General features: G+C 59.3%; 17 protein-coding genes. 9 read left to right on the top strand and 8 right to left on the bottom strand.

The window, feature by feature from the left end; all coding sequences use genetic code 11:
- The first annotated feature begins 23 nt into the window (after window positions 1-23).
- From dapD to HXW73_RS02425, 3 genes are read left to right on the top strand one after another with little or no spacing between them, the layout of a single operon-like run.
- On the top strand, window positions 24-1049 hold the full coding sequence (dapD, locus tag HXW73_RS02435) for a 2,3,4,5-tetrahydropyridine-2,6-dicarboxylate N-succinyltransferase (RefSeq protein WP_186254731.1): 1026 nt from the start codon (window positions 24-26) through the stop codon (window positions 1047-1049).
- Complete coding sequence (gene dapE, locus HXW73_RS02430) at window positions 1036-2208, top strand: succinyl-diaminopimelate desuccinylase (protein ID WP_186254730.1); 1173 nt, start codon at window positions 1036-1038, stop codon at window positions 2206-2208. The genes dapD and dapE overlap by 14 nt, the downstream gene beginning before the upstream one ends.
- Window positions 2205-2594 (top strand): hypothetical protein, encoded by a 390-nt coding sequence (locus tag HXW73_RS02425; protein ID WP_186254729.1) that lies wholly within the window; start codon window positions 2205-2207, stop codon window positions 2592-2594. Before dapE ends, HXW73_RS02425 begins: the two co-directional genes overlap by 4 nt.
- 69 nt (window positions 2595-2663) lie before the next feature.
- On the opposite strand, the gene HXW73_RS17935 is transcribed toward HXW73_RS02425, so the two are convergent.
- Window positions 2664-3200: a cold-shock protein gene (locus HXW73_RS17935; RefSeq protein WP_085918330.1), complete on the bottom strand. Its 537-nt coding sequence runs from the start codon at window positions 3198-3200 to the stop codon at window positions 2664-2666.
- 111 nt (window positions 3201-3311) lie between these two features.
- Here HXW73_RS17935 and HXW73_RS02415 point away from each other — a divergent pair, with 111 nt between their 5' ends.
- A complete protein-coding gene (locus tag HXW73_RS02415; RefSeq protein WP_186254728.1) occupies window positions 3312-3560 on the top strand; it encodes a SlyX family protein in 249 nt (82 codons plus the stop codon).
- Window positions 3561-3581: 21 nt separating this feature from the next.
- On the opposite strand, the gene ald is transcribed toward HXW73_RS02415, so the two are convergent.
- The 7 genes from ald to radC form a co-directional block, all read right to left on the bottom strand.
- Window positions 3582-4700: an alanine dehydrogenase gene (gene ald / locus HXW73_RS02410; protein WP_186254727.1), complete on the bottom strand. Its 1119-nt coding sequence runs from the start codon at window positions 4698-4700 to the stop codon at window positions 3582-3584.
- Window positions 4701-4865: 165 nt separating this feature from the next.
- Entirely contained in the window at window positions 4866-5300 is a 435-nt protein-coding gene (locus tag HXW73_RS02405) for an acyl-CoA thioesterase (RefSeq protein WP_186254726.1), read from the bottom strand.
- A 32-nt stretch (window positions 5301-5332) separates the two neighbouring features.
- Window positions 5333-6523, bottom strand: a complete 1191-nt coding sequence (locus HXW73_RS02400) for a class I SAM-dependent rRNA methyltransferase (RefSeq protein WP_186254725.1) — start codon at window positions 6521-6523, stop codon at window positions 5333-5335.
- A 76-nt stretch (window positions 6524-6599) separates the two neighbouring features.
- Window positions 6600-7427, bottom strand: coding sequence for a bifunctional DNA-formamidopyrimidine glycosylase/DNA-(apurinic or apyrimidinic site) lyase (mutM, locus tag HXW73_RS02395; RefSeq protein WP_186254724.1), 828 nt, complete (start codon window positions 7425-7427; stop codon window positions 6600-6602).
- Window positions 7428-7582: 155 nt separating this feature from the next.
- On the bottom strand, window positions 7583-7738 hold the full coding sequence (gene rpmG / locus HXW73_RS02390; RefSeq protein ID WP_027337782.1) for a 50S ribosomal protein L33: 156 nt from the start codon (window positions 7736-7738) through the stop codon (window positions 7583-7585).
- 47 nt (window positions 7739-7785) lie between these two features.
- Window positions 7786-8022 carry a 50S ribosomal protein L28 gene (gene rpmB, locus HXW73_RS02385; protein ID WP_066319413.1) on the bottom strand — a complete coding sequence of 79 codons (237 nt, stop codon included), beginning with the start codon at window positions 8020-8022 and terminating at the stop codon, window positions 7786-7788.
- Window positions 8023-8270: 248 nt separating this feature from the next.
- The gene (gene radC, locus HXW73_RS02380; RefSeq protein WP_186254723.1) at window positions 8271-8945 is read right to left on the bottom strand and encodes a RadC family protein; all 675 of its coding nucleotides are present in this window, start codon (window positions 8943-8945) and stop codon (window positions 8271-8273) included.
- Between the two features lie 116 nt (window positions 8946-9061).
- Between radC and coaBC the strand changes: the two genes are divergently transcribed.
- The 5 genes from coaBC to slmA all read left to right on the top strand — a co-directional run bounded on the left by coaBC (window position 9062) and on the right by slmA (window position 13859).
- Window positions 9062-10339 carry a bifunctional phosphopantothenoylcysteine decarboxylase/phosphopantothenate--cysteine ligase CoaBC gene (gene coaBC, locus HXW73_RS02375; RefSeq protein ID WP_240538688.1) on the top strand — a complete coding sequence of 426 codons (1278 nt, stop codon included), beginning with the start codon at window positions 9062-9064 and terminating at the stop codon, window positions 10337-10339.
- Window positions 10336-10794: a dUTP diphosphatase gene (dut, locus tag HXW73_RS02370; RefSeq protein WP_186254722.1), complete on the top strand. Its 459-nt coding sequence runs from the start codon at window positions 10336-10338 to the stop codon at window positions 10792-10794. The genes coaBC and dut overlap by 4 nt, the downstream gene beginning before the upstream one ends.
- Window positions 10795-10826: 32 nt before the next feature.
- Complete coding sequence (locus HXW73_RS02365; RefSeq protein WP_186254721.1) at window positions 10827-12215, top strand: phosphomannomutase/phosphoglucomutase; 1389 nt, start codon at window positions 10827-10829, stop codon at window positions 12213-12215.
- Between the two features lie 115 nt (window positions 12216-12330).
- Window positions 12331-13230 carry an acetylglutamate kinase gene (gene argB / locus HXW73_RS02360; RefSeq protein ID WP_186254720.1) on the top strand — a complete coding sequence of 300 codons (900 nt, stop codon included), beginning with the start codon at window positions 12331-12333 and terminating at the stop codon, window positions 13228-13230.
- A gap of 20 nt (window positions 13231-13250) precedes the next feature.
- Window positions 13251-13859, top strand: coding sequence for a nucleoid occlusion factor SlmA (slmA, locus tag HXW73_RS02355; RefSeq protein ID WP_186254719.1), 609 nt, complete (start codon window positions 13251-13253; stop codon window positions 13857-13859).
- The last annotated feature ends 16 nt before the right edge of the window (window positions 13860-13875 follow it).

Genomic DNA, 13875 nt, shown 5'->3' with positions numbered 1-13875 from the left:
CACTGACCTAAAGGAACGCAGTTATGCTGAGCTTTGCGCTTGGAATCGGCACCCAAAATACCCAGGGCGACTGGCTGGAAATCTACTACCCGGCACCGCTGATCAATCCACCGGAAAGCCTGGTGAGTGCCGCCAAGGAAGTCGTCGACGCGCCCCAGGGTAACGCGGCTATCAGCTTCCTGCCGGAAGACTGCGCACGCCTGGCCAATGCCCTCCAGGCAGCGGGCCATCCTGAACAGGCAGAGCTTGCTGAATCTTTCGCGTCCAGCCAGCGCCCGCTGGTCGCCATGTTCCTGGAAACCGACCAGCCGCCGCAAACCGCACCAGAGGTCTACCTCAAACTGCACCTGCTTTCCCATCGCCTGGTGAAACCCCACGGGCTGGATTTGACCGGCATGTTCGGTCTGCTGCGCAACATTGCCTGGACCAACGAAGGCCCGATCGACATTGAAGAACTCCCCGCCCGCCGCCTTAAAGCACGCTTGGCAGGCCGCGCGCTGTCGGTGGACTGCGTCGACAAATTCCCCAAGATGACCGACTACGTGGTCCCCCACGGCATCCGCATTGGCGACACCGCTCGGGTGCGCCTGGGCGCCTACCTGGGCGAAGGTACAACGGTCATGCACGAAGGTTTCGTCAACTTCAATGCGGGCACCGAAGGCCCCGGCATGGTAGAGGGACGTATTGCAGCAGGGGTCATGGTCGGCAAGGGCTCTGATCTGGGCGGCGGTTGCTCCACCATGGGCACGCTTTCCGGCGGCGGCAATATGGTGATCAAAGTCGGCGAAGGCTGCCTGATCGGCGCCAATGCGGGCATCGGCATCCCGCTTGGCGACCGCTGCACTGTCGAAGCAGGCCTGTACATTACCGCAGGGGTGAAAGTAACGCTGCTGGATGACCAGGGCCAGGAGGTCAACACCGTCGCCGCGCGCGAGTTGGCAGGCCAGGACGATCTGTTGCTGCGCCGCAACTCACAAAGCGGCCGTATTGAGTGCCTGACCAATAAGAGCGCCATCGCACTCAACGAGGCACTGCATGCCCATAACTGAGCCAGAAGGTTTATCACCGACGCTGCAGTTGGCGTTTGACCTGCTCAGCCGGGCATCGGTGACGCCAGATGACGAGGGCTGCCAGGACTTGATGATCGAGCGCCTGGTGGCGCTCGGGTTTCATATCGAGCCACTGCCGTTTGGTGATGTAAAGAATTTCTGGGCGGTGCGCGGTCATCATGGCCCGGTGTTGGCCTTTGCTGGCCACACCGATGTAGTACCCAGCGGGCCTCACACCAACTGGGAGTTTCCTCCCTTTTCCCCATGTATCAACGACGAGGGCATGCTGTGCGGACGCGGCGCTTCCGACATGAAAGGCAGCCTCGCGGCAATGCTTACCGCCGTCGAGCGCTTCGTGACCGAGCACCCCAACCACGATGGCCGCATTGCCTTTCTGATCACCTCCGATGAAGAAGGCCCCGCCGTCGACGGCACCCGCGCGGTGGTCGAGCATTTGCGCGAGCGCAATGAACGCCTCGACTACTGCATCGTCGGCGAACCTTCCTCGACGGCACGGCTGGGGGATGCGATCAAGAACGGCCGACGCGGCTCACTGGGTGGCGTGCTGCATATTAAAGGCGTGCAGGGCCACGTGGCCTACCCGCACCTGGCGCGCAATCCTATCCACCAGGCAATGCCCGCGCTGGATGCACTCGTCAACGAGCACTGGGACGCGGGCAACGATTTCTTCCCCGCCACCAGCTTTCAGGTTTCCAACTTCCGAGCGGGGACCGGCGCCACCAACGTGATTCCCGGTGAGGTCGAAGTCGTCTTCAACTTCCGCTACTCAACGGAAGTCACCCATGAAACGCTCAAGGCACGCTGCGAAGCAATTCTTGATCAGCACGGTATCGAGTATCACATTGACTGGATGCTCAACGGCGAGCCGTTTTTGACCGCCGAAGGCGAGCTGGTCGATGCGGCCATGCGTGGCGTTGAGGCTGTCACTGGCGAGCGCCCCGCGCTATCCACCAGCGGCGGCACTTCGGATGGGCGTTTTATCGCCACGCTGGGCGCCCAGGTAGTTGAACTGGGGCCGCTCAACGATACGATCCACAAGGTGGACGAGCGCGTGCGTGCAAGCGACCTGGACGATTTAAGCCGGATCTACGAAGCCACCCTGCAAGCGTTGTTCATCTCCGACGAGGGGCGCGCATGATGGAACGTTTCCCGGATATCGAAATTTACCTGGCCGAGGTTTCCCACTCTGCGCTGAATGACTGGCTCGCCAACGCCCTGAACGCCCCGCCGCTTACATCGGCAGGGAAAGGGAAGTGGCGCACCCAAGGCACCTGCCAAGGGCACGCCGTGCCCGTGTTGTTGGTAGAGAAAGCCGCCGACGGCTTCGCCAGCCTATGGCTGGACAGCAGCCATAGCCCCTGGCACACCGACCAGGAAGCCGCACAGCACGCGGCGGAAGCCTTGCAGACCGAAATTCGCTGCTCGCTGGGCGGCTGGCATCCCGGCGATGATCCCGACCGCTTTTGGCAGGTACTGCCCGGAGGCCGCGAAGGACCCATACAATGGCCCGACTCAGGCCGTTAAGACCAAGCCCAAACGCAGATGACCCCGCCTTGGCGGGGTCATCTGCGTTCTAACAGGCTAGCAAAAATACTACTCAATAATACTCACATCGTCGGCCTGCAAACCACGCTCATTTTTAATCACGTGGTAGCGAACAATCTGGCCTTCCGCGAGCATGCGCGGGCCGCGACCACGAATTGCCCGAAAATGGACAAACACATCGTCGCCGTTATCGCGGGTAATAAAGCCGTAGCCTTTATTGGTATTAAACCACTTCACTTCACCTTCTTCGCGGCCGTCGTTAGGGTCGATGAGGTCTTCATCATCGTCCGCCGCTGGGGCTTGAGATTGACGCGGTGCCGGCTTGGAACGAACGGCAACATCGGGCGACACCACGACAGGTGGCGCGAGTGCGGCGGTTGCCAGGGTGGCAATACACAGCACGATGAAGCTTCCGATGGCAACGGCAATATAAATGCCGCCAGCGCCTGTCACGGCCAGCTCGGCCAGCCATTGCTCAGCCAGTGGTGCGTCGGTTAAATGAACAATCCCCGCCAGCAACAGCGGCGTGGGGGCGGCAAGTAAAATACTGATCAAGATACTGCGAAACACAACTTTTGGGTTCATGGATAAAAAAAGCTCTCTTGTTGTATGGGTAACAGAAGAAGGACAATACTCAATTCAACGGGTTTTGACGACCCGATGTATCGAGCCACTACATAAGGTTGCAATGTTACCATGACATCTACGTTATCGCCCGCTGAGCTCACTCAACAACTTGAATCTTTAGAAAGCCGCCTGGCTTATCAAGAACACTGGCTCGATACCCTGGATCAAGCCGTCGCCCAGCAGGAGCGCCGACTAGCGACATTGGAGCAACTCAGCGCGCTGATGCGCGAGCGGCTTCGCGAACAGCATCAGGCGCTCCATGCGGATGACGCCCCCGATGCCAGCCGGCCCGAGGACGACATACCGCCCCACTACTAATTAATAATAACCAACAGTGATCTACAGTTTCACCGCGTCGGCAGGGTTAACACTTTCAAGGCCAAACGCCTCAGCTACCGCCGCATAGGTCACCTGACCACTGTGGACGTTAAGCCCCGGCAAGAAGTGCGGGTTATCGCGCAGCGCCTGTTGCCAGCCTTTATCGGCCAACGCAAGCACAAACGGCAGCGTCGCATTGGTCAGCCCAAGGGTGGAGGTGCGCGCCACGGCTCCCGGCATGTTGGCCACGCAGTAATGGACAATGCCATCAACGAGATAGGTCGGCTCGGCATGGGTGGTGGGTCGGCTGGTTTCGAAACAGCCGCCCTGGTCGATCGCCACATCGACTAGCACGCTACCGGGCTGCATATCCGCCAGCATGGCACGGGTAATCAGTTTAGGTGCTGCCGCCCCTGGGATGAGTACCGCGCCGATGATCATATCGGACGTTTTGGCGGCTTCATCGAGCGCATCCGCCGTCGAATAGACGGTTTTGATGCGGCCCTGATAGCGGTCATCCAGCACTTCCAGGCGGTCGATTGATTTGTCCAGAATGGTGACGTCGGCACCTAATCCCAAGGCCATACGCGCGGCGTTTTCGCCGACCACACCGCCACCGATGACGGTCACTTTCCCGGGTGCCACGCCCGGCACGCCCGGCAACAGCACGCCAGCGCCACCCTGGGCTTTTTCAAGGCTATGGGCGCCCGCCTGCACGGCCATGCGCCCCGCCACAGTGCTCATCGGCGCGAGCAGCGGCAAACCGCCCTTGGCGTCGGTAATCGTTTCGTAAGCAATGCAGGTCGCGCCACTTTCCATCAACCCCTTGGTGAGCGTCTTCTCGGCGGCCAGGTGCAGGTAGGTAAACAGGGTATGCTGAGGTGTCAGCCGCGCGACCTCTTCGGCCTGGGGTTCTTTTACTTTCAAAATCAGCTCGGCGTTTTGCCACAACAGCGCGACATCCGCCTCGACGCTTGCCCCCGCCGCTTCGTAGTCGCGGTCATGAAACCCGGCACCTTCACCCGCGCCCGTTTGAACCGTCACCTGATGACCACGCCCGGTCAATTCCCGTGCACCGGTGGGCGTCAAGGCCACCCGGTATTCATGATTTTTGATTTCTTTAGGGACAGCGATGCGCATGTTGGCTCCTCGTTATTGAGCGAGAAATTCGTCAATATTGACGCCATTACAGCACAGCTTTTACGCGCCTCCATCCCCCGGCCTATAAAACAAAAAAAACGCCGGTTAAGGCGTTTATCAGGAGAAAAATCTAGCGATTAGCGGCTTTTGGCAAAAAAATCATCGCTATTCAGCAACGACCGCATCACCGTAAATACGCCGATACTCATCGGGCAGACGCATCGGTCGCCCGCTGGATAGCGCCACGCAGGCAAAGCGGGTGCGAGCCTTAAGCAAGGTTTTAGCGTCGTGTTTGCGCTGCAGCTGGAAGCGACGGGTTAAGCTAAAGCGTCCATCGCAGGCCACGATCCAGGTAGCCAACTGAAGCCGGTCACCCGCATAGCCGGGAGCCAGGTAGTCCAACTCGTGGCGGTGTACCACCATGGCCCGGTCCAGCTCGCGATAGCGCTCGAGCGTAAGCCCCAGCGCTTCTGAATGCGCCCAGCTGATTTGCTCAACCCAGCGCAGGTATTCACTGTTATTGACGTGCCGGTAGGCATCAATGGCCTCATCCGTCACGTCGATATCCATCACAAAAGGCTCGGGTAGCGCCCATTCCATCGTCTTGGCCCCTCCACCGGTTGCTGTACGATCTAGTCGCGGAAAACGCGCACACCCAGCGCCTTCAGGTACGACGTTTCGGGAATTGCCGGATGCACTGGGTGGTCCGGCCCTTGATGCCCCTGGAAAATCACCTGAGCGTGGCGGTCCTGATGGCGCGACGCGCCGCGTACCACCTCTACCAAACGCTCGGGCGCCAGGTGCATGGAGCAAGACGCCGACAGCAGCAGGCCATCACGCCCCAGCAAGCGCATCGCTTCGCGGTTCAGACGATTGTAGGCACGTTCGCCGTTGGGGATATCCTTGCGCTTCTTGATAAATGCGGGTGGATCCAGAATCACCACGTCGAATTGTTCGCCGTCGGCTTTAAGCGCCGCCAAGGCTTCAAACGCATCGCCTTCACCAATAGCAACCTGCTCTTGTACACCGTTTAACTCGGCGTTGCGGGCCACTTGCTCAAGCGCAGGACCAGATGAGTCGACACACAGCACCTCAGAGGCACCGCTGGCGGCGGCCTGAACCCCCCAACCACCGACATAACTGAAGACGTCCAGCACCCGCTTACCGGCAACCTGGCCATTGAGCCAAGCACGATTGACCCGATGGTCGAAGAACCAGCCGGTTTTCTGACCATCAATGACCGGTACCACAAAACGCACACCGTTCTCTTCCAGCAGCACTTCATCGGGTAGCGTGCCTTTGACCACTTCCACCTGGGCATCCAAGCCTTCCTGGCGACGCCCGCCGGTATCATTGCGAAACACAATCGCGCTGGGCTTGAGAACTTTCTCAAGGGCATCCACGATCTCTTCGGCGAGGGTCTGCATACCCGCGGTGTTCAACTGCACCACCACCACATCGCCGAAGCGATCGATCACCAACCCTGGCAACAGGTCGCCTTCCCCATGGATCAGACGGTAAAACGGCTGTTCAAACAGACGCTGACGCAAGGCAAGCGCCTGGTTAAAGCGGTGTACAAACAGCGAACGATCCAGACGCATCTCGGGGTCACGTGACATCACCCGCGCCGCAATAAGCGAATGCGGGTTCACGTAAGCGACCCCGAGAGTTTTACCGTTCGACGCCTCGACCAGGGCAGCCTCACCCGCGGTAAAGTTCTTCAGCGGGGTTTCCTTGATATCGACTTCGTTGGAATAGATCCACAGATGGCCCGCTTTCAGGCGGCGGTCAGCGTTTTTATTCAGGCGCAGGCGTTGGGTCACAACAATCTCCAAAACAGCTTTGGCTTCAAAAGCTCGGGCTTAAAAACATATAAAAACAAAAGGCGCGGCGCCCCGATTAGCGCTGGCAGCCGGGGCAAAAAACGCTGGCCCGCTGGCCGAGCGTAATACGGCGTAGCTCCACCCCGCAGCGCATGCAGGGCTGGCCATGCCGACCATAAACATTGAGCCGCTGGGCAAAATAGCCGGGCTCGCCCTGGCCGCTGACGAAATCCCGTAGCGTGGTACCGCCCTGGATGATGGCAGCCGCCAGCACTTCCTTCACAGCGGCTGCCAGCTTCTCGTAACGAGCCAGGGAAATACGCCCCGCCGCCCGCCGGGGATCAATTCCCGCCATGAATAACGCTTCAGCCGCGTAGATGTTGCCGGCACCGACGACCACACGGTTATCCATCAAAAAGGGCTTTACGGATACCCGTTTATTGCGTGATATGCGATACAGCCACCGCCCGTTAAAAGCGTCATCCAGAGGCTCGGGGCCCAGGTGCGCCAGGCGCTTGTCGGCGCTGCCATCGCCCTGCTGCCAATCGACAAAGCCAAACCGACGGGGATCATGGTAGCGCAGCACATGGCCGCTTTGGGTCACCACATCCACATGATCATGCTTTTTAGGCAAGTCACCCACCCGCGCAATCCGCAAGCTGCCCGACATACCCAAATGCCACAGCAGCGTGGCGTCTCCCTCGGCGGTGGCAAGCGGGACCTGCAGATACTTGGCTCGGCGCATCAACTCACCGACACGCGCCCCGACGAGCCGTTCAGCGAGGTCCTCAGGCACCGGCACGCGCAGGCGGGATTGGCGCACCAATACCTCGGTGATCTCCTGGCCTTCCAGATAAGGTGCAATACCCCGCCGAGTGGTTTCAACTTCGGGCAGCTCGGGCATGATGAGAGCCTTTGATGACAGTGTGGTGACGGTCGTTAACGTCTGCAGTGCTCACGCTTAGCCGCGCAGAACACCCAGGCATGCAAAAACCCGGCTTAGGGCCGGGTTTTTAACAGGCACTTGCCTGCGGTGAAAGCCAGTCATCGTAACCGTAGTTACTTGATTTTGGCTTCCTTGTACATGACGTGCTTACGGACCACCGGGTCGTATTTCTTGAATTCGAACTTATCCGGGGTATTCCGCTTGTTTTTATCAGTGGTGTAGAAGTGACCTGTACCGGCACTGGACACCAGCTTGATTTTATCGCGCATGGTTTAACTCTCCCAATTTTTGGCGAATGGTTAGCCAAATAAATAGCTTAGATGGCGTCGCCGCGCTTGCGGATATCAGCCAGAACCGTCTCGATGCCTTTCTTGTCAATGATGCGCATACCCTTGGAGGAAACGCGCAGCTTGACGAAGCGGCTTTCAGCTTCAACCCAAAAACGATGGGTGTGCAGGTTCGGCAAGAAACGACGACGTGTCTTGCGCTGGGAGTGTGAAACGTTATTACCAGTTACCGGACGCTTACCGGTAACCTGACATACTTTGGACATGAGAGCCTCCAACTGCTTGGCCAGGATATAATAACCTGAGTGTTCAAAACTGTCGGGCAAACCGGAGCAGGGAAGGAGTCGACGCCGTTAACCGCCAAGCTTTATCCAAATCCGTTATTCAACCCAAGTTTAAAGGTGGCACTTTATACCAGAGCAACTGCCAATCAGCAAGAGAAACCGTCGCAACCGGGTAAAAATCGCCGCTTACGTCAGCTTACTTTGCTAATTCACTATGATTCACAGCGCGCTTATAGCCAGCCACGCTCGGCAAATGACACCACGTCTCCGTCTCCCACAACGAAATGATCGAGTACCCGCACATCAAACAGGGCGAGTGCTTCTTTCAGACGATCAGTTATTCGTCGATCAGCATCGCTCGGCTCGGCAACACCCGAAGGGTGATTGTGAGCCAGGATAACGGCACCAGCGTTGTGCGCTAAGGCACGCTTGGCAACTTCGCGGGGATAAACGGATGCGCTATCTATGGTACCGCGGAACAGGGATTCATAGCGAATAATTCGGTGCTGTGTATCCAAAAAAAGCACTGCAAATTCTTCATGACCCAAATGACGCAGTTGCGCACTCAGGTAGTGGCGCACCAGGGTGGGCGATGTCAGCGCTTCACCGCGGGCAAGCTGGGAAGCCAGATGCCGCCTTGAAAGCTCGAGCGTGGCCTGCAACTGGACGAACTTGGCGCTCCCCAGCCCGCGCGCTTCACAGAAACTTTCCTGGTCGGCCTCCAGCAACTGACGCAGCCCGCCAAAACTGGCGAGCAGGTCCCGCGCCAGATCGACCGCGGAACGGCCCTGAACGCCGACACGCAGAAAAATTGCCAGTAGCTCGGCATCGGATAGCGCTTGCGCGCCCAGATTCAATAGCTTTTCTCTTGGCCGCTCGCCTTCTGGCCAGTGGTTAATGCCCATTATCGCCTCCCTGCGCGGTGTTTCACCTGTCCCTATGCGTGAATGCAGCATGCCAAATTGTGCAGACGAATGGTATGGTAAGCCTCCTAAAGAACGCTCAATATGGATCCCATGCCATGACGTCCGTGACTTCGACCACAATGCCAACCGCTAACGGTAAGCGCGTGCTGCTGGGCATCAGCGCCGGCATCGCCGCGTATAAAAGCGCGCTGATCTTACGACTGCTGAAACAGGCGGGCTGTGAGGTTCGCGTCGTCATGACCGACGGCGCCCAGGCATTCATCACCCCGTTGACGCTACAGGCGCTGTCGGGTGAGCCTGTTCGCACCTCGCTGCTCGACCCGGAAGCCGAAGCGGGCATGGGTCACATTGAGCTTGCCCGCTGGGCCGATGTCTTGCTAATTGCCCCAGCCACTGCCGACCTCATTGCACGCCTGGTCCACGGCATGGCCGACGACCTGCTGACCACGCTTTGCCTGGCCTCGGAAGCGCCCAAATTGATCGCCCCCGCCATGAACCAGGCCATGTGGCGTCACCCCGCCACCCAGCGCAATGTCGAACAGCTCGCCTGCGATGGCTGGCAGCTGATTGGCCCGGCGGCCGGCGACCAAGCCTGCGGCGACGTTGGTCCAGGACGCATGAGCGAACCCGACGCCATTGTTGACGCGCTATTGCGTCAGCTTTCGCCGCCGACCAGCGCGACGCCGAATGCGTCAGCGCCGCATGTCGTGATTACCGCAGGCCCCACCCGTGAAGCCCTCGACCCGGTGCGCTATCTCTCCAATCACAGCTCGGGGAAGATGGGCTACGCCCTTGCCGCTGCGGCCGCCGCCAAGGGGGCCAGGGTCACGCTGATCAGCGGGCCTGTAGCGATGGCAACGCCTGCAGGCGTCACCCGCATTGACGTGGAAACCGCCGAGCAGATGCACCAGGAATCGCTGCGACTGGCCCCTCAGGCAGCGCTGTTTATCGGCTGTGCCGCCGTTGCCGATTACCGCGCGGCGAGTGCCGCTGAGCATAAGCTGAAAAAGACCGATGACAGCGACACGCTGACGCTGACCCTGGTCAAAAACCCTGACATCATTGCCTCGGTGGCGGCACTTCCACCCGCCAGTCGCCCTGTGGTGGTCGGCTTTGCCGCCGAAACCCAGGACGTTGAACGCTATGCAGCGGCCAAGCTGACCCGCAAACGCCTCGACATGATTGTCGCCAACGACGTTAGCCAGCAAGGCATGGGCTTTGGCAGCGACGACAACGCGGCGCTGCTGCTATGGCGCTCCCCCCAGGGTATCGAGCGTCGCATGGAAGCCCCTCAGCCCAAAACACAGTTAGCGGAGCGCGTGATCCAACAAGCCCTGACGCTACTCCCCTCGTCTACCGGAGCGACCTTATGAGCCCCCGCCCTCGCCTGCAGTGCAAAGTGCTGGATGAACGACTGCGTGACTACTTACCCCATTATGCGACCGACGGGTCAGCGGGCATGGATCTGCGTGCACTGCTTGACGAGCCGCTTACCCTGAACCCAGGCGACACACAGCTCGTACGAACAGGCCTGGCGATCTATATTGAAGACCCCGGCCTTGCCGGTATGATTTTGCCGCGCTCCGGTTTGGGGCATAAGCACGGTATTGTGCTAGGCAATCTGGTGGGGTTGATCGATGCCGACTACCAGGGCGAGCTGATGATTTCCGTCTGGAATCGAGGGCAAAGCGCTTTCACACTTGCCCCGTTTGAGCGATTGGCACAGTACGTGCTTGTTCCGGTGGTACAGGCTGAACTTGATCTGGTCGATCAGTTTAGCGACTCCACCCGTGGCAGCGGCGGCTTCGGCAGCACGGGCCGCCATTAATCGGCACTGGCCACTTTTGTAAGGATACTCTCATGACAACACCCACAATTCCTGCTTCGATTTTTCGCGCTTACGACATCCGCGGCATTGTCGATGACACCCTTACCGAGGACACGGTGGAATGGATTGGCCGCGCCATTGGCTCTGAAGCCGCCGCGCGGGGCGAGTCCACCGTTGTGGTGGCCCGCGATGGCAGGCTCTCGGGCCCACGCCTGCAGGCCGCGTTAATGCGCGGCCTGAACGCGGCCGGGCGCGACGTAATCGATATCGGCATGGTGCCCACCCCGGTGCTGTATTTCGCCACCCACATTCTCGACGGCACCCGCTCGGGCGTCATGGTCACCGGCAGCCATAACCCGCCCGACTACAACGGCTTTAAAATCGTGCTCGACGGCGAGACGCTCTCCGGCGATGCCATCACCGCACTTTATGAACGGCTTGAGTCGGGCGCACTGGAAAGCGGCGACGGCAGCATCCGGCAAGAGGACGTGCGCGACGTTTATCTGCAGCGCATTCTCGGCGATGTCAGCGTCAGCCGCCCCATCAAGGCGGTGGTCGACTGCGGCAATGGCGTTGCGGGCGAGCTTGGTCCGCAATTGATCGAGCGCCTGGGCGTTGAAACGATACCGCTGTTTGACGAGATTGATGGCACCTTCCCGAACCACCACCCTGACCCCGGCAAGCCTGAAAACCTGAAGGATTTGATCCTTACGGTTCAAGAAACAAACGCCGATATCGGCCTGGCCTTCGACGGCGATGGCGACCGGCTAGGCGTGATTACCCCAAGCGGCCGATTGATCTACCCCGATCACCTGCTAATGGCGTTCGCCACTGACATGCTGAGCCGCAACCCCGGCGCCAAGGTAATTTTCGACGTCAAATGCACCGGAAACCTGACCCAGGTGATCAGTGACGCGGGTGGCGAACCGGAAATGTGGCGTACGGGCCACTCGCTTATCAAGGCACGCATGAAAGAAACCGGCGCCCAACTGGCCGGAGAAATGAGCGGGCATATTTTCTTCAAGGAACGCTGGTACGGTTTTGACGACGGTATTTATGCCGCCGCACGACTTGTTGAGATCCTGGCCAACTATCCAGGCGATGCCGATGCGTATTTTGACAGCTTCCCCCAGGATATCGGCACGCCGGAAATCAACATCACCGTCACCGACAGCAACAAATTCAACTTGGTGGATAAACTTGCTCGTGAGGGCGACTTCGGCGATGGTATCAAGACCACGTTGGATGGCATTCGGGTCGACTACCCCGACGGCTGGGGTCTTTGCCGTGCCTCAAACACCACGCCCGTGCTAGTGCTACGTTTTGAAGGGAAAAATGAAGCCGCTTTAACGCGTATTAAAGCGCAGTTTGCCAACGCACTGAAAGACGTCGACCCCGCCTTGACGCTACCCCAGGCTTGACCTGGAACGTCATCATGCCGCGGGACCGAGCCCACAAGAAGGCGTGGCCCGGCATGGGCGCCACAGTGCGCTGAATACCCATAAATTAGCCACATCATTATCAAGGGACAACGTCATGAGTTCAGCCAGTCGCGACCCCCAGGTCGTTGTGGAGGTGCTTTCCGAAGCCCTCCCCTATATTCAGCAGTTTTCCGGCAAAACGGTTGTCGTCAAATATGGCGGCAACGCAATGACGGAAACCACCCTGATCGACTCCTTTGCCCGCAATATCGTGTTAATGAAGGAAGTGGGCATCAATCCGGTGGTCGTTCATGGCGGCGGCCCCCAGATTGGCGACTTGCTGGCCAAGCTCAATATCGAATCGCGTTTCGTCAACGGCATGCGCGTCACCGACTCGCAGACCATGGACGTGGTGGAAATGGTCCTCGGCGGGCTGGTCAACAAGAGCATCGTCAACCTCATCAACCAGAGTGGCGGCAAAGCCATCGGCCTGACCGGTAAAGACGGTGCGCAAATCCGCGCGCGCCAGCTCAGGGTGGAGCATCAAAGCCCTGAAATGAAAGCTCCGGAAATCATCGATATCGGCCATGTGGGCGAGGTCGAATCGATCTCCACCGACCTGATTGAAATGCTCGCCGCGCGTGACTTCATCCCCGTGATCGCGCCGATTGGCGTGGACGGCGAAGGCCATAGCTACAACATCAACGCGGACCTGGTGGCCGGCAAGATTGCCGAGGCGCTCAACGCCGAGAAGCTCATGCTGCTGACCAACGTGGCAGGCCTGATGAATGCCGATAGCGAAGTACTCACCGGTTTGACCACGGCTCAAGTTGACGCCCTGATTGCCGATGGGACTATTCATGGCGGCATGCTGCCTAAAATTCAGTGCGCGCTGGATGCCGTGAAAGGCGGCGTCAACAGTGCCCACATCATCGATGGTCGCGTACCGCATGCCGTGCTGTTGGAGATTTTCACCAACGCCGGGGTCGGCACGCTGATCACCGACACTCACTAACCGCGACGGAGAGCAACATCATGAGCGATGAACGCAAGCCTCGCCGCCGCGAGCAGATCCTTCAGGCCCTTGCCCTGATGCTTGAAGAAGACAGTGGCAAGCGGATTACCACCGCGGCACTGGCCCGCCAGGTAGGCGTCTCGGAAGCCGCTCTGTATCGCCACTTCCCAAGCAAGGCGCGCATGTTCGAAGGGCTGATCGATTTTATCGAAGAAAGCATCTTTGCCCGCATTACCCGGATCATGGAAGAGGTCCCCGACGCCACCGACCGCTGCGGCACCATCCTGTCGTTGGTGCTCGGTTTTGCCGAGAAGAACCCGGGCCTCGCCCGCGTCATGGGTGGCGATGTTTTGACCGGCGAGACCGCCCGGCTACGCCATCGGATCCACCAGCTGTTCGAACGACTGGAAGCCCAGTTCAAGCAAATCCTCCGTGAAGCCGAACTGCGTGAAGGGCGTCGCCCGAGCATCCCCGCCTCGGCGGCGGCGAACCTGCTGATCGCCCACGCCGAAGGGCGTATCTCCCAGTATGTGCGCAGCGATTTCAAACGCCTGCCCACCGACTACTGGGACGACCAGTGGACGCTGCTGTCAAGCCAGCTGCTGCGCGAAGCAGTGCAGCCCGCTTAGCGACTAACCGGGCGGG

Origin of the sequence: Halomonas sp. SH5A2 (assembly GCF_014263395.1) — a bacterium.
Classification (GTDB): domain Bacteria; phylum Pseudomonadota; class Gammaproteobacteria; order Pseudomonadales; family Halomonadaceae; genus Vreelandella.
The sequence above is the reverse complement of the archived record's forward strand: the minus strand, read 5'-3'. Positions and strand labels throughout refer to the sequence as shown.

What these genes read in the sequence shown, in the direction of transcription:
- dapD (WP_186254731.1), top strand. Translation starts at nt 24, where the DNA reads ATGCTGAGCTTTGCGCTTGGAATCGGCACCCAAAATACCCAGGGCGAC.
- dapE (WP_186254730.1), top strand. Translation starts at nt 1,036, where the DNA reads ATGCCCATAACTGAGCCAGAAGGTTTATCACCGACGCTGCAGTTGGCG.
- HXW73_RS02425 (WP_186254729.1), top strand. Translation starts at nt 2,205, where the DNA reads ATGATGGAACGTTTCCCGGATATCGAAATTTACCTGGCCGAGGTTTCC.
- HXW73_RS17935 (WP_085918330.1), bottom strand. Translation starts at nt 3,200, where the DNA reads ATGAACCCAAAAGTTGTGTTTCGCAGTATCTTGATCAGTATTTTACTT.
- HXW73_RS02415 (WP_186254728.1), top strand. Translation starts at nt 3,312, where the DNA reads ATGACATCTACGTTATCGCCCGCTGAGCTCACTCAACAACTTGAATCT.
- ald (WP_186254727.1), bottom strand. Translation starts at nt 4,700, where the DNA reads ATGCGCATCGCTGTCCCTAAAGAAATCAAAAATCATGAATACCGGGTG.
- HXW73_RS02405 (WP_186254726.1), bottom strand. Translation starts at nt 5,300, where the DNA reads ATGGAATGGGCGCTACCCGAGCCTTTTGTGATGGATATCGACGTGACG.
- mutM (WP_186254724.1), bottom strand. Translation starts at nt 7,427, where the DNA reads ATGCCCGAGCTGCCCGAAGTTGAAACCACTCGGCGGGGTATTGCACCT.
- rpmG (WP_027337782.1), bottom strand. Translation starts at nt 7,738, where the DNA reads ATGCGCGATAAAATCAAGCTGGTGTCCAGTGCCGGTACAGGTCACTTC.
- rpmB (WP_066319413.1), bottom strand. Translation starts at nt 8,022, where the DNA reads ATGTCCAAAGTATGTCAGGTTACCGGTAAGCGTCCGGTAACTGGTAAT.
- radC (WP_186254723.1), bottom strand. Translation starts at nt 8,945, where the DNA reads ATGGGCATTAACCACTGGCCAGAAGGCGAGCGGCCAAGAGAAAAGCTA.
- coaBC (WP_240538688.1), top strand. Translation starts at nt 9,062, where the DNA reads ATGACGTCCGTGACTTCGACCACAATGCCAACCGCTAACGGTAAGCGC.
- dut (WP_186254722.1), top strand. Translation starts at nt 10,336, where the DNA reads ATGAGCCCCCGCCCTCGCCTGCAGTGCAAAGTGCTGGATGAACGACTG.
- HXW73_RS02365 (WP_186254721.1), top strand. Translation starts at nt 10,827, where the DNA reads ATGACAACACCCACAATTCCTGCTTCGATTTTTCGCGCTTACGACATC.
- argB (WP_186254720.1), top strand. Translation starts at nt 12,331, where the DNA reads ATGAGTTCAGCCAGTCGCGACCCCCAGGTCGTTGTGGAGGTGCTTTCC.
- slmA (WP_186254719.1), top strand. Translation starts at nt 13,251, where the DNA reads ATGAGCGATGAACGCAAGCCTCGCCGCCGCGAGCAGATCCTTCAGGCC.